Source organism: Sphingomonas mucosissima (genome assembly GCF_002197665.1).
GTDB classification, from domain to species: domain Bacteria; phylum Pseudomonadota; class Alphaproteobacteria; order Sphingomonadales; family Sphingomonadaceae; genus Sphingomonas; species Sphingomonas mucosissima.
In genome coordinates, this window is the sequence record NZ_NBBJ01000001.1 from 1,046,302 (window position 1) to 1,060,194 (window position 13,893).

Here is a 13,893-nt window from a genome sequence, read left to right on the forward strand (position 1 = left end):
TCATCACGGACTCGCCCCGTTCTTGACCACGCCTATGTTAATTGCCGCTGGCGTCGTCCTGTTGTTGCTGGTCAGCGCCGCTACCGCCGTGCTCCACCGCGGCCTCAAGGCGCTCGCCGCGGCGCGGGGTCAGGCCCAGCGGTTGTCACTAGCGGAGGGGCTGCTGGCGAGCGCCCCGATGCAGCCGATCCTGATCCGCGGCGACCATCGCATCGAGATGCCGGCGCGGATTGCTGACCTTTTTGGCCTGGTGCAGCCACCGACAGATTTCGACGGGTTGAGCGCTGCTGGTGGCGGCCTCGATCCGCGCGATGCGGAACAGCTGCTCGCCGACGTGAAGACGGTTCAGCGGTCCGGCGGATCGTTCGTGCGGCAGGTCCGGCCGCGCGGCGCCGCGCGCACGCTGACGCTGCGTGGTGCCAGGGCGCCGATGGGTACCGAAACCACGGACGTCGTGATCTGGGTTCATGACGCCAGTGAGGCGCAGGAAGAAGTGGAGCGGCTCGCCGCAGAGCAGGCGCAGGTTCGCGACGCTTTTGATGCGCTGACCGGCCTGATCGAAGCCGCTCCGTTGCCGATGTGGTATCGCGGGCCGGACCTGCGCCTGTCCATGGTCAACTCCGCTTATGTTCAGGCTGTGGAAGGCGCCGATGCTGCCGACGTCGTCGCCCGCGGCGTGGAGCTGATCGAAGGATCTGGCCAAGGGGGGCCGTTGGCAGGCGCGGCGGCGGCACGGGAATCAAACCGACCGGAGGTTCGAGTGTTGCCCGCCACCATCGGCGGGGCGCGCCGATCGATGCAGCTGTACGACGTTCCGCTGCCCGGCGGCGGCGTTGCCGGGTTCGCCATCGACGTGGAGGAGCTTGAAGAAGCCCGCGCGCGTGAGCACCGTTTCGCGGCCGCGCAACGCGCCATGCTGGACCGCCTGTCGGCCGGTGTGGCCCAGTTCGGCCGCGATCGGTCGATGATCTTTTGCAATCAGCCGTTCCGGCGAATGTTTGCGATGCGCGGCGAGTGGTTGACCGATCGACCGGAGTTCGACCGGGTGCTCGAGCGTATGCGCGAGGCAAATCGCCTGCCGGAGGTGCGCGATTTTCCAGGCTGGAAAGCGGAGCGGCGGGACTGGTTCACCCGCACCGACGCGGCTACCGAAGAAACTTGGCATCTTCCCGGCGGTGTCCACATCCGCGTGCTTGCCCAGATGCTGCCCGACGGCGGCCTCTTGCTGATCTTCGAGGACCGCACCGAGGAGGTGCAGCTCGCGTCCGCCAGGGACACGCTGCTCCGCGTGCGAACCGCCACCTTCGATAACCTGTTCGAGGCATTGGGCGTGTTCGCTGCCGATGGCCGGCTTCAGCTTTGGAACAATCGGTTCCGCGCACTCTGGGAGTTCGAGGAGGAGTTCCTGAACGGTCACCCCAGGGTGGATGCCGTTGCGGAAAAGATCGCACCCAAGCTGCGCACACCCAACAGGGCGACGCTGGTGACAGAACTCGTTCGCTCCGCAACGAGCGATCGGCAGCAGCGCAGCGGGCGGGTGGCGCTCGCAGATGGCCGGCATTTCGCGTTTGCCGCGGTTCCTTTGCCGGATGGCAACGCGCTGTTCACGATGCTGGACATCAGCGACAGCCGGCGCGCGGAACAGGCGCTGCGCGATCGCGCCGCTGCGCTTGAAGCGGCCAACAAGGTGAAGACGGCGTTCGTCGCGAACATGAGCTACGAGCTGCGCACGCCGTTGACCTCGATCAGCGGCTTCGCCGAAATGCTTCAAGCCGGCTATGCAGGCGCGCTGACCGAGCAGGCGGATCAATATGTCGCGGCGATCCTCGACTCGGTCAGCCGGCTGGGCGTGTTGATCGACGAAGTGCTCGATCTGACCCAAGGCGAGCGCGACATGCCGCTACGGCGCGAGACGGTCGATCTCGAGGAGGTCGCGCGTGCGGCGGCAGCGGCAGTGGCGGACTCGGCAGCCGAAAGGGACATCGACTTCGCGACCGAAATCGCTTCCAGCGCCGGGCATCTGAACGGCGACGTGCGCCGCATCCGCGAGACGATGGAGCATCTGCTGCGACACGCCATCAACGCTGCGGCGAGGGGCGGGCGCGTGCTGCTCCACGTCGATGGCACGGACGAACATGCCCGCATCATCGTGTCGGATGACGGCGATGGTATGGACGAGGAAGCCGCGCGGCACGCCTTTGACCGGTTTGCCAAGCCAACGACGACGCGCGGGGTACGCGCGCTGGATCTTGGCTTGCCGCTCGCGAAGCAGTTCGTCGAGGCGCACGGCGGCAGTATCTCGCTCGTCAGCGAGGTCGGGGCCGGGACCTTGGTCAAGGTGGAGCTGCCGCGATGAAAACGGGTGCGCTGAACCTTGCCGATCCTCTTGCCACCGAGGCGGTCGGCATGCGTCTTGCCGAGGTGCTCGGGCCAGGTGACGTAATCACACTGTCGGGGCCGCTTGGGGCCGGGAAGACCAGCATCGCTCGCGGGCTGCTGGCTGCCCTGGGGCTCGCCGGCGAAGCACCCAGCCCGAGCTTCGCAATCGTGCAGCCCTATGATCCGCCCGAGGTTCGTTTCCCGGTGCTCCACGTCGATCTCTATCGCCTCGACGGGCCAGATGATCTGCGGGAACTGGGGCTGGACGAGGCGTTGTTCGATGCGGCGCTGATCGTCGAATGGCCGGACCGTGCAGGTGAGGGCGCTTGGCCGCATGCGCTGCGACTTGCGATCGCTATCGAACCGAATGGCGCGAGGCGCTTGACTTGGGAAGCGCCGGCGGCATGGGAGCGCCGATGGTCCTAGACATGACGCCGCCCGCCGAAGCGCACAATTTTCTCGCTGCGCACGGATGGGCCGAGGCGACAGTGCTGCCGCTCGCCGGCGACGCTTCGTTTCGACGCTATTTCCGTATCGTGGACGGCGCGCGCCGCGCCGTCTTGATGGACGCGCCGCCGCCGCATGAAGATCCGCGCCCGTTCATCGCAGTGGCCGAATGGCTCGCCGAGCGCGGTTTCGGGGCGCCGAAGATCCACGCCATCGATGAGGCGCGCGGCCTCGTATTGCTGGAGGATTTTGGTGACAATCGCATGCGCGAGGCGATCGATGCCGATCCCGGCCTTGCCACGGAATTGTACGCCAACGCCGTTGATCTGCTGATCGCGCTCCGTGCCCATCCGGCGGGGCCCTGGCGGGCCTATAATCGTGCCGAGCTGCAGCGGGAGGCAGGGCTTCTCGTGGAATGGTATTGCCCGGCGCTGGGGCTGCACGTTGATGCACAGGGCTACGTCGATGCGTGGGACGCAGTGTTGCAACACGCCGCCTTCGATGACGCTGTCACGGTGCTGCGGGACTATCACGTCGAAAACCTGATGCTGGTGGGCGCGACCCGTTCACTCGGCCTGCTCGACTTCCAGGACGCGCTTGCCGGCCACCCGGCCTATGACCTCGTGTCATTGTTGCAGGACGCTCGCCGCGATGTGGACCCCGCATTGGAGCAGGCGATGCTGAGCCGCTATTGCGCGGCGACCAGCGAAGGCGAGGCATTCCTGCGCGCCTATCACGTGCTCGGCGCGCAACGGAACGCTAAGATCATCGGCATCTTCACCCGGTTGTGGAAGCGCGACGGCAAGGATCGCTATCCCGGTCTGTGTCCGCGCGTGTGGTCCTATCTGGAACGCGACCTTGCCCGACCGGAACTCGCGCCGGTAGCGCGCTGGTTCGATGCCAACATCCCCGCCGACCGTCGCGGCGATCCCCTGCTGCTGAGCGCCCAATGATCAAGCCGCGTGTGATCCGCCCCGAGCTTGCGGCACCAATGCCGACAACGGCGATGGTGATGGCGGCCGGGCTCGGCAAGCGGATGCGGCCGCTGACGGCCACACGTCCCAAGCCGCTGATCAAAGTGGCCGGGAAGACGCTTCTCGATCACACGCTGGATCACTTGCGCGCGGCAGGGGTGAAGCGGGCGGTGGTCAACGCGCATTATCTCGCGGACACGCTGGAGGGGCATCTCCAATCGGTGGACGGCATCGAGGTGCTGGTCTCCGACGAGCGGGCGCAATTGCTTGAAACCGGCGGCGGCTTGATGAAGGCCAAGCCGCTGCTCGGGGATGACCCCATCTTTGTCGTGAACAGCGACAATTTCTGGCTCAATGGCCCGATCGACGCACTGTCGTTGTTGGCGGCGCGCTGGAATGCGGCGGAGATGGACGTTCTGCTGCTGCTCGTGCCACTTGCCCGGGCGCATTGCCACAAGGGCCAGGGCGATTTTCATATCGGTGCTGACGGCCGGATCACCAGCCGGCGGCGGCCGGGCCGGCTGGCGCCCTTTGTGTTCATCGGCGTGCAGATCCTCAATCCCGCGATCCTCCAAGATGCGCCGGAGGGGCCGTTCTCGACCATGTTGTTCTGGGAACGAGCGATTGCGGCGGGACGCGCCTACGGCGTTGTCCACCAGGGGTTGTGGGTCGATGTCGGGACACCTGCTGCGATCGCCAGGGCGGAAGCTCTGCTGATCGATGGGTGAGCGGACGGGGCCGCGGCTCTACACCATTCCGGCGCACCGGGCATTTGCCGACGCGCTCGTCACCGGCCTGATCCGCCGCTTCGGGGGTGATCCGCTTCAGCTCGCCCGGGGGTTGGTACTCCTGCCGAACAATCGCGCGAAGCTGGCGGTGACCAACGCCTTTGTCCGCGCAAAGGGGGGCGCGCTGGTGTTGCCGCGTCTGGTCGCCATCGGTGCAGACGATCTTGGTGAAGCGATCGGCGCAGCATTGGATCCCGCGGACGCGCCTGACCCGCCCCCCGCGGCTGTCGAGCCCCTGACGCGACGCATGATCCTTGCCCGGCTGGTCAAGGAGGCGAAACCAGCGCTGGATACGGCAGAAGCGGTCCGGCTGGCGGGTGATTTGGCGCGCACCCTCGATCAGCTGATCGTCGAGGAGGTGGACCCGGCGCGCTTGTCCGAGCTCGACCTCGGCGAGCTCACCGATCATTGGCGCCAATCGCTCGAGCTCTTCCGCGTGATCCTGGATCACTGGCCCGGTGAGCTTGCCCGCCTTGGCCGGATCGACAGCGCCACACGTCGCGTGCTGCTGCTCCGTCGCCTCGAGGAGCGCTGGCGGGTGAGCGCGCCTGACGGCTTCGTCTGCGCAGCCGGTATCACGGACGCAGCACCGTCGGTCGCCAGATTGCTTGGTCGGATCGCCGCGCTGGACAACGGATTGGTCGTGCTAGCGGGCGTCGACCGCGACATGGCAGAGGACGAGTGGCAGTCGCTCGGGCCGCACCAACCCGATCCGGTCACCGGCCGTGTCGCGCGGTCGATCGAAGTGCATCCACAGTTTCACTTGAAGCAACTGCTCTCGCGCATGGGGCTGGCCCGCGACGATGTCGCGCTGTGGCCTGATGGCAGCGACCACGACGCGTCGGCTGCGCGCGGTCGGACGATCGCCACCGCGCTCGCGCCCGCGGAATACACGGCGCGCTGGACCGAGTTGCGGCCGCAGCAACGCCAGTTGGCAGGCGTTCGCATTGCCGAGCTTTCGAGCCCGGCAGAGGAAGCGCAGGCCATCGCGCTGGCGCTAAGGGCAGCCGTCGAGGAGCCGGAGCGCACCGCTGCGCTGGTGACGCCTGACCGGGCACTGGCGCGGCGGGTTTCGGCGCATTGCGCACGCTGGGGACTAGACGTCGACGATAGCGCCGGACGACCGCTATCGATCACGCCCCCGGGCACGTTGCTGACCGCGATCTGCGACGCTGCCACCGAAAGCTTCGCGCCGCTAGCGCTGCTCACCCTCCTGAAGCACCCGCTCGTCCGCGCCGGCGATCAGCGCGGCGCCTGGCTGGAAGGCGTGCGGCGATTGGATCGCCAGCTGCGTGGCCCGCGGCCAGCGCCCGGCTTGGACGGGATCGCCGGGCACCTCGGTGATCGTGCCGGCAGCTGGTGGCATCAAATACGATCGTTGCTGGATCCGCTGGCAACGACGTTCGCGGGCGGCGCGGCACCTTTGCCGGCGTTGGTCGCCGCCGTGCGAGACACCGCAAGCGCGCTCGCCGGCGAGGAGGCCTGGAGCGGCCCGGCGGGACGGGCCGCGGCGGACCTCCTGGCCGATCTCGAGGCCGAAGCAGCGCTCGGGCCGGCCGACGCGACGCCGCAAGACTTGGCTCCCATGCTGCGCCTGCTGATGGACGAAATCGCCGTCCGTCCGCAACAGGGCGGGCACCCGCGCCTCGCGATCTACGGCCTTATCGAAGCGCGTCTGCAATCGGCCGACCTGATGATCCTGAGTGGCCTGAACGAGGGTGTCTGGCCGGGCAGTACTGCGCCCGATCCCTGGCTCGCCCCGCGCATCCGCGTTGCGCTCGGCCTTCCCGGGCTTGAGCGATCAATCGGCGTTGCCGCGCATGACTTCGGCCAGGGCCTGGGCGCTCGGCAGGTTCTGATAACCCGGGCACGCCGCGATGCGCGCGCGCCGGCAATCCCGTCGCGCTTGTGGCTGCGGCTCGCTGCCATGGCCGGTGACGAATTCGAGCGCGCACGTGATCGCCAGCTGGAAGGCTGGAGCCGGCTGATGGACGATGGCGGCACGCCGCAGCCGGTGTCACGGCCAGCGCCCAGCCCCACAGCAGCGCTTCGCCCGCTCGCGATGTCTGTCACGCAGGTCGATCGCCTTAAAGCCGACCCGTTCGCCTTCTATGCCCAGCGGATCCTGCGCCTGTCCGCGCTCGATCCGGTTGATGCCGATCCTACGGCGGCATGGCGCGGCACCGCGGTTCACGGGGTGCTGGAGGCCTGGGCGCGAGACACCGGCTGCCGCGTGGACGCGCTTCGCCCGCTGGCGATGGACATGCTCAGCGACCCGAAAACGCACCCGCTGATCCGCGCGCTCTGGCAGCCGCGCTTGCTTGCAGCGGTGGAATGGATCGCGCAGCGCATGGCGGCGGAACAGGATGCCGGACGAAAGGTGATCGCCGCGGAGGGGAAGGGTGGCACAACCATCGCCGGCATCGAGCTTTCAGGCCGGTTCGATCGTATCGATCTCCTGCCCGACAACACGCTGGCGATCGTCGACTACAAGACCGGCAAGGCGCCTTCCGCTGCTGCCGTCCGGGCGGGATTTTCCATGCAATTGGGCTTGCTTGGCGCGATTGCGGAGGCGGGTGGTTTCGCCGGCATCAGTGGCACGGCCGGCGGCTTCGAATATTGGTCGCTCGCCAAGAACCGCGAATCCACGTTCGGCAGTGTAAGCACGCCCGTAGATCCCAACGGCAAGAATGATCGCATCCTCACCAGCGAATTCGTGGAGCGCGCCCGCGCGGTTTTCGCCGAAGCGGCCGCTCGCTGGCTGACCGGTGACGAGGCTTTCGTCGCCAAGCTGCACCCCGAATATGCCCCTTACGCCGAATATGACCAGCTGATGCGGCGCGATGAATGGTACGGCCGTGATAATTGAGATGATCCAGATCCGGCAGGCGCGGAAGTGAGCAGCACAACGGGCGCTCGCCCGCTTCCCCCGCTTCGAGGCGAGCAGCGCCGCGCCAGCGCCCCCGATGCGCACGTGTGGCTCTCCGCTTCCGCTGGCACGGGCAAGACCCAGGTGTTGTCCGCCCGCGTCTTCCGCCTGCTGCTGCGCGGTGTGGACCCCTCGGCGATCCTTTGCCTCACCTTCACCAAGGCCGGTGCCGCGGAAATGGCTGCGCGCGTCAGCCAGCGGCTGGCGGCGTGGGTGCGGATGAAGGACCGTGACCTGTTTGCCGACCTCGTCGCCCTCGGGGAGCCGGGAGATCCGGCGCAGCGGGATCGCGCGCGCACGTTGTTTGCCAAGGTGCTCGATGCGCCGGGCGGCGGCTTGCGCATCCAGACGATTCACGGGTTCTGCCAAGGGCTCCTCGCCGCATTTCCGACCGAGGCCGGCCTCGTGCCCGGCTTCCGCCCGATCGAGGCGCGCGAGGAATCGGTGCTGGCCCGTGCCACGCTGGCAGATCTTCTGGTCGCGGCGGAGGTGGAAGGCCGGCTTGCGCCCGTCGAGGCCGTCGGCAAGCTCAGCATCCGCTTGGGCGAGGTCGCCGCCGAACGCTACCTCACCGATTGTGCGCGCGCCGCCCCAGCGCTTGAGGAACTGCCCGCCGGCATCCAGCCGTGGTTGCGCCGCGAGCTCGAGCTGCCGAGCGGCGATGTGGAGGAGCATATCCGCGGCGCCTGCGACGACGACGCGATCGATCGCACCACGCTCGAAGCACTTGCCGCGCTGAACCGCGGCTGGGGCGGGAAGAAGGGCACGGCGCGCGCGGAAACGATTGCTATCTGGCTGTCGGCCAACGCCGAGCAGCGCGCGGCGACACTCGACGATTTGCATCTCGTATGGGCCAAGGCGGACGGCGATCCACGCTCCTTCGGCAAAGGGCAGGCTCCGCCGGATCCGGACTATGCCGAGCTCGCGGCGCGACTGCACGGCACGTGCGGGGAATTGCTCGGGCTGCGGGTGCGCGCAGCCTATGCGGATCTGCTGGCGGAGGCGCTGACCGTCGGGCGGGATTATGCGCGCGCCTATGCCGCGGCGAAGCGCCGCCGCGGGCTCGTTGATTTCGACGATCTGATCACGGCAACCGTGCGCCTCCTAGACGTGCCCGGCATCGGCGATTGGGTGCGGTTCAAGCTCGATCAGACCACCGAGCACGTGCTGATCGACGAGGCACAGGACACCAACGTCGCGCAATGGCGGATCGTCCGTGCGCTGGTGGACGAATATTTCGTCGGGCGCGGGGTTTATGCGCCGTCGATGCGCACCCTCTTCACGGTGGGTGATCACAAGCAGGCGATCTTCGGCTTTCAAGGCACCGATCCGGTCAACTTCCGCGCGGCGGAGATGCATTTCGCGCGCAAGGCAGCCGAGGTCGCCGGTGATGATCGAATGCCCGACGAGGAACGCGGCCTGCCGTTTGAACAATTGTCGCTGGTCTCCTCGTTTCGCTCTACCCGGCCGGTGCTGGAGTTCGTTGACGCGGCGGTCGAGGCGCTCGGGTCCGACGCGCTCGGGCTCGACACGGCCATGCCGCCGCACGCCAGCGAAGTTCCCCGCCCAGGGTGCGTCGAATTGTGGGCGCCCATCAGCGCGGGCAACATCGAGGACGACGCCGGCGATGAAGAGTGGATCGACGATGCGGTGCGCGCCAACGCCACCCGCATCGCGCGCCAGATCCGCGGCTGGCTGGACAGCGGCGCGATGCTCGAAAGCAAGGGGCGCCCGATCCGGCCCGAGGACATCATGGTGCTGGTCAAGCGGCGAGGCGAAATCGCGCAGCTGCTAGTTGCTCGCCTGTATGCAGAAGGCGTGCCGGTGGCCGGGGTGGATCGGCTGCGGCTGAACGCACCGCTTGCCGTGCAGGATCTGCTGGCTGCCGTCCGGTTCGTGCTTCAGCCGGACGATGATCTCAGCCTGGCGAACCTGCTCGTGTCCCCGCTCATCGGCTGGACACAGGAGGAACTGCTCGCGCGCGCGGTCCCGCGCACGGGAAGCCTGTGGCGCCACCTGTCCGAGCATCATCGCGACCTCCTCGGCCCTTTGGACAGAATGCTTGCACGGGCGGACTTCACCACGCCCTATCGCTTCCTTGAGGAGATCCTGTCCGGCCCGCTCGAAGGCCGCCGTCGCCTGCTTGCGCGGCTGGGCGAAGAGGCACGCGATCCAATCGAGGAGCTGCTGAGCGCCGCCCTCGATTTCGAAACCACCGCCACCCCCTCGCTGCAACGCTTCCTGGATTGGTTCGACCGCGGCGAAGTGGAGGTGAAGCGCGAGGCCGAGGGCGTTCTGAACGCCGTCCGTGTGATGACGGCGCACGGCGCGAAGGGCCTTCAGGCGCCAGTCGTGATTTTGGCCGATGCCACAGCCGATCCGGATGCCACGCGCGGCGGAACGCTGATGTGGACGCCCCAGGGTGCCGACGCGCCGATCCCGGTATTCCCGCCTCGGCCCTCCGAGCGCGCTGGGCCGATCGCTGACGTGGCGGCGCAGGCAGCGACGCGCGAGCGGCAGGAGCATTGGCGGCTATTCTACGTCGCTGCGACCCGCGCTGAGGAAAGGCTGGTCGTCGCGGGCTCGCTCAGCCCCAAATACCGCGCCGGGCCGCCGGAGCTGAGCTGGTACGCCGCCGCGCAGCGTACGTTCGACAGCCTGGACGTGCCGGCAGGGGATGTGCGCGTGTTTCGCGGCGCCACTCCGGCGGAGGCGGTGCCGCTCCGGCCATCCGCTGCGTCCGATACGTTGCCCGCCGAACCGCTCCCGGACTGGGCGCTGCGGCCGGCGCCGCCGGAGGCACGTCCCCCGCGTCCGCTGGCGCCGTCATCGATCGGGGAAGACGCCGTTTCCGATCCACCGCCAACGCCTGCGATGCGCGCCGCCGCGCAGCGCGGCCGCCTGATCCACGGGTTGTTCGAACGCCTTCCGGCGGTACTCCCGGAGAACCGCAGGGCAGCGGCTGATCGATGGTTGTTGCAGGTCGGCCAAGTGTCCAATGCCGCGGAGCGATCGGATCTGATCGATACCGTGTGCGGCATTCTTGCCGACCCGCAAACCGCCTCGCTGTTCGGCCCCGGCTCGCTCGGCGAAGCGCCGATCAGCGCGGTTGTGGAAGGGGGCTTGGTGATCGCCGGCACGGTCGACCGCCTGCTCGTCACACCTGACCGGGTTCAGCTGGTCGATTTCAAGACCGGCCGCTTCGCGCCTGCCGGGCTCGATGACGTTCCAGCATATCACCTCCGTCAGATGGCGGCCTATGCCGCAGCGCTGTCGGTTATCTTTCCCGATCGGCCAGTGGAGGCGTCATTGCTGTACACCGCGGCGCCATTGCTGATCCGGCTGCCCCCGGCGCTCCTGGCCGCGCACAAGCCCGGCTTGGGCCGCGCGGAGCAAAGCTTGCCTGCCGATCGTTGAGAGTGCCGTTTCGCGGACCTAGATGGGTGCGCAAAGGAGAAAGTAGACATGGCCACCAAGCAGATCACCGACGACAGCTTCCATGCGGACGTGATCCAGTCGGACAAGCCCGTGCTTGTGGATTTCTGGGCGGAATGGTGCGGCCCGTGCAAGATGATCGGCCCGAGCCTTGAGGAGATTTCCGAGGAGCTTGGTGAACAGGTCACCATTGCGAAGATCAACATCGACGAGAATCCGGATGCCCCCGGTCGTTACGGCGTGCGCGGCATCCCGACGATGATCCTGTTCAAGGCCGGTGCTCCGGCTGCCACCAAGGTCGGCGCCGAGCCGAAGGGCCGTATCAAGGCATGGCTCGAAGGCGAGCTCGCCTAAAAGTTTTCGCTGAGTTTACTCGGCGAACACCGCCGCGGCCCGATCCCAAAGTTGGGGTGTGGCCGCGGCCAGCAGCCCGGTCGCCGCATCGTCGATGCGGTACGGCCCGCCATCAAGCCGCGCGACCTTTCCCCCGGCTTCCTCGACGAACAGCGCGCCGGCGGCGTGATCCCAGGGATATGTTCGTTCAAAGAGCGCAACGTCGCAGCGACCATCGACCAGCGCAGGATATTGCGCGGCCGCACATCGCAGCCCCTCCTCCAGCGCCAGAGTGCCTTGCGCCCGCTGCTCCAGCCGCGCAGCCTTCTCGCTCGACATCCAGTAGCGCGAAAACGTTGCGATTGGCAGCGAGCGTCCCGATCCCGTCGCGCTGACCCGAACGCCGTCAACGAAAGACCCGATGCCGCGCCCGGCATGGCAGAGCCGATCGGCAACCGGATCATAGAGCCAGCCGTGGCGAACAATCCCGTCTTCCGCCAGGGCGATGAGCATCCCGAACGGCGTGCGGCCGGCCGCAAAATTGTTCGTCCCGTCGAGCGGATCGACCAGCCACAAGCGCCCTCGGCCAATATCCTCAAGCAGCGTCGGATCGAGCGCGCATGCCTCCTCGCCGACCACCCGCGCATCGGGATCGATCGCCTGCAGCCCCGCTGCCAGCAGTAACTCGCTTTCGCGATCGGCGATGGTCACCCAGTCGCCGGGCGACTTCTCCTCCCGATCACCGTCGGCCATGCGGCCGAAGCGCGGCAGGATCGCCTCGCGCGCCACATCGGCGAGCAGCGCCCGAACCTGGCGATCGCGCGGCGTCAACTCCGGTAATCGGCGTTGATGGAGATGTAGCCATGCGTCAGATCGCACGTCCAAACAGTAGCCCGCCCGTCGCCCAGCCCCAGGTCGACGCCGATCTCGATTTCCTGACCCTTCAGGTGCGCCGCCACCGGCGCCTCGTCATATCCTTCAACGGCGAGACCGCCGCTCGCGACCTGTGTGGCGCCGAAGCGGATGGCCAGCTTGTCGCGCTCCGCCGGCTCGCCCGCCTTGCCCACCGCCATCACCACGCGGCCCCAATTTGCGTCCTCTCCCGCGATCGCGGTTTTGACCAGGGGGGAGTTGGCGATCGACATCGCAATCCGATGCGCCGAACGGTCGCTCTCGGCGCCTTCCACCGTGATTTCGATCAGCTTGGATGCGCCTTCGCCGTCGCGCACGACAAGCAGGGCCAACTGATGACACAAGTCGGCTAAAGCTGCCCGGAAGGCATCCGCACCCAGGCTGTTTTCATCCGACAACGCGACATTGCCGGCCGCTCCCGTGGCAAAGGCCAGCACCGTGTCGCTCGTTGACGTATCTCCGTCGACGGTGATGCACGAAAAGGTGCGCGCGTTTGCGGCATTGAGCGCAGCTTGCAGAAACGGCGCCTCGACAGCGGCATCGGTGAAGATGAACCCCAGCATGGTCGCCATGTCCGGCGCGATCATCCCCGATCCCTTGATCACCCCGACCAACGTCACGGTCCGCCCATCGACAACCGCTGTGGTGACGGCGCCCTTGGGGTAAGTATCTGTTGTACCAATAGCTTCCGCGATCTGGCGCCAGTCGCTCGGGGACGCGGTGAACGCCGCATCAAGCCCTGCCTCGGCCTTGTCGATCGGCAGCGGCACCCCAATCACCCCGGTCGAGGCGACGAACACGTCCGACGGCTGGCAGCCAAGATGGGCCGCCGCCCGCGCCGCAATCGCCTCCACCGCCGCACGCCCGCGATTGCCGGTGAACGCGTTGGAATTGCCTGCATTCACCACCAACGCCCGCGCTTGCCCGAGCACCAGCGCCTTGCGGCACCATTCCACCTCAGGCGACGGACACTGCGACTGTGTCAGTACGCCCGCAACGCTCGTCCCGGCGTCAAGAGTAACGAAGCTGAGGTCACAGCGGTCCCAGGTCTTATATCGTGCACGTGCCACTCGCGGAGTAGCACCCGCCACTGGGGGCAGGTCGGGGAAGGGCAGGGCGAGGGGAGACACGGCGTGCGACATGGCCGACGCCATGCCGCGCGTGATGCAGAATGTCACCTGGAAGCGCGAGCAAGTGCATGCCGATTGTCGTGACGCTCGAACGCCGGATAAATCAGCAAACTGTCGCGAGGCGTCAACAGCGGGAGACGGCGCTCAACCCGCGTGCGTCATATCTGACGCTTTTGGGTTGGCCACGCCCACTTGCCACCCTATGTCCGCACCCGTGAACCTGCTGCTGCTTCTCTCCGCGGTGCTCTCGGCGCTGACCGGCGTCGGTGGCGGCGTGCGCGCGCAGGGTCGAGCGCAAGCGGTAGCGGAAGGCACGGTCGCGGCCGTACGGGTGGCGACATCGCCGCGGATCGCACCAAGTCGGCCGTCCGTTGGGCTCCCGACGCTGGTCAAGGCTGCTGCTTTCAACGGCGGCGATATCCTCGCGCTAACGCCGATCGAGCCCGTATTCGCGACCCGTCGACGGGAATAGGCGCACTTCCCCGGCGCTCGCGCCGGACCAGCATCGCTTTATCTCGCGCGCGCCCGCACGGGCTAGTCGCGCCGTACCGCTATCAGGGATCCAT

Annotated in this window: 10 protein-coding genes; 8 read left to right on the top strand and 2 right to left on the bottom strand. The window is 67.5% G+C overall.

Translation table 11 applies throughout. The annotated features are described in order from the left end of the window. The first annotated feature begins 34 nt into the window (after positions 1-34). The 7 genes from SPMU_RS05000 to trxA are packed head-to-tail and all read left to right on the top strand — an operon-like array spanning position 35 to position 11,306. Positions 35-2,356 (top strand): sensor histidine kinase, encoded by a 2,322-nt coding sequence (locus tag SPMU_RS05000; protein WP_088332452.1) that lies wholly within the window; start codon positions 35-37, stop codon positions 2,354-2,356. Next, complete coding sequence (gene tsaE / locus SPMU_RS05005; RefSeq protein WP_088332454.1) at positions 2,353-2,805, top strand: tRNA (adenosine(37)-N6)-threonylcarbamoyltransferase complex ATPase subunit type 1 TsaE; 453 nt, start codon at positions 2,353-2,355, stop codon at positions 2,803-2,805. The genes SPMU_RS05000 and tsaE overlap by 4 nt, the downstream gene beginning before the upstream one ends. Beyond that, entirely contained in the window at positions 2,796-3,779 is a 984-nt protein-coding gene (locus SPMU_RS05010; RefSeq protein WP_088333176.1) for an aminoglycoside phosphotransferase family protein, read from the top strand. Before tsaE ends, SPMU_RS05010 begins: the two co-directional genes overlap by 10 nt. Further along, the gene (locus SPMU_RS05015; RefSeq protein ID WP_088332456.1) at positions 3,776-4,528 is read left to right on the top strand and encodes a nucleotidyltransferase family protein; all 753 of its coding nucleotides are present in this window, start codon (positions 3,776-3,778) and stop codon (positions 4,526-4,528) included. The genes SPMU_RS05010 and SPMU_RS05015 overlap by 4 nt, the downstream gene beginning before the upstream one ends. Further along, a complete protein-coding gene (addB, locus tag SPMU_RS05020; RefSeq protein ID WP_088332458.1) occupies positions 4,521-7,457 on the top strand; it encodes a double-strand break repair protein AddB in 2,937 nt (978 codons plus the stop codon). The genes SPMU_RS05015 and addB overlap by 8 nt, the downstream gene beginning before the upstream one ends. A gap of 27 nt (positions 7,458-7,484) precedes the next feature. After that, the gene (addA, locus tag SPMU_RS05025) at positions 7,485-10,934 is read left to right on the top strand and encodes a double-strand break repair helicase AddA (RefSeq protein WP_088332460.1); all 3,450 of its coding nucleotides are present in this window, start codon (positions 7,485-7,487) and stop codon (positions 10,932-10,934) included. A 48-nt stretch (positions 10,935-10,982) separates the two neighbouring features. After that, entirely contained in the window at positions 10,983-11,306 is a 324-nt protein-coding gene (trxA, locus tag SPMU_RS05030; RefSeq protein WP_088332462.1) for a thioredoxin TrxA, read from the top strand. 15 nt (positions 11,307-11,321) lie between these two features. Here trxA and SPMU_RS05035 read toward each other — a convergent pair whose 3' ends face one another. Both SPMU_RS05035 and argJ read right to left on the bottom strand, forming a co-directional pair. Then, positions 11,322-12,116, bottom strand: a complete 795-nt coding sequence (locus tag SPMU_RS05035) for an inositol monophosphatase family protein (protein ID WP_245832762.1) — start codon at positions 12,114-12,116, stop codon at positions 11,322-11,324. Continuing rightward, on the bottom strand, positions 12,113-13,339 hold the full coding sequence (gene argJ, locus SPMU_RS05040; RefSeq protein WP_088333178.1) for a bifunctional glutamate N-acetyltransferase/amino-acid acetyltransferase ArgJ: 1,227 nt from the start codon (positions 13,337-13,339) through the stop codon (positions 12,113-12,115). The genes SPMU_RS05035 and argJ overlap by 4 nt, the downstream gene beginning before the upstream one ends. Here argJ and SPMU_RS16635 point away from each other — a divergent pair. After that, positions 13,338-13,799, top strand: coding sequence for a hypothetical protein (locus SPMU_RS16635; RefSeq protein WP_140418413.1), 462 nt, complete (start codon positions 13,338-13,340; stop codon positions 13,797-13,799). The two genes, argJ and SPMU_RS16635, sit on opposite strands and share 2 nt — an antisense overlap. Positions 13,800-13,893 lie beyond the last annotated feature (94 nt).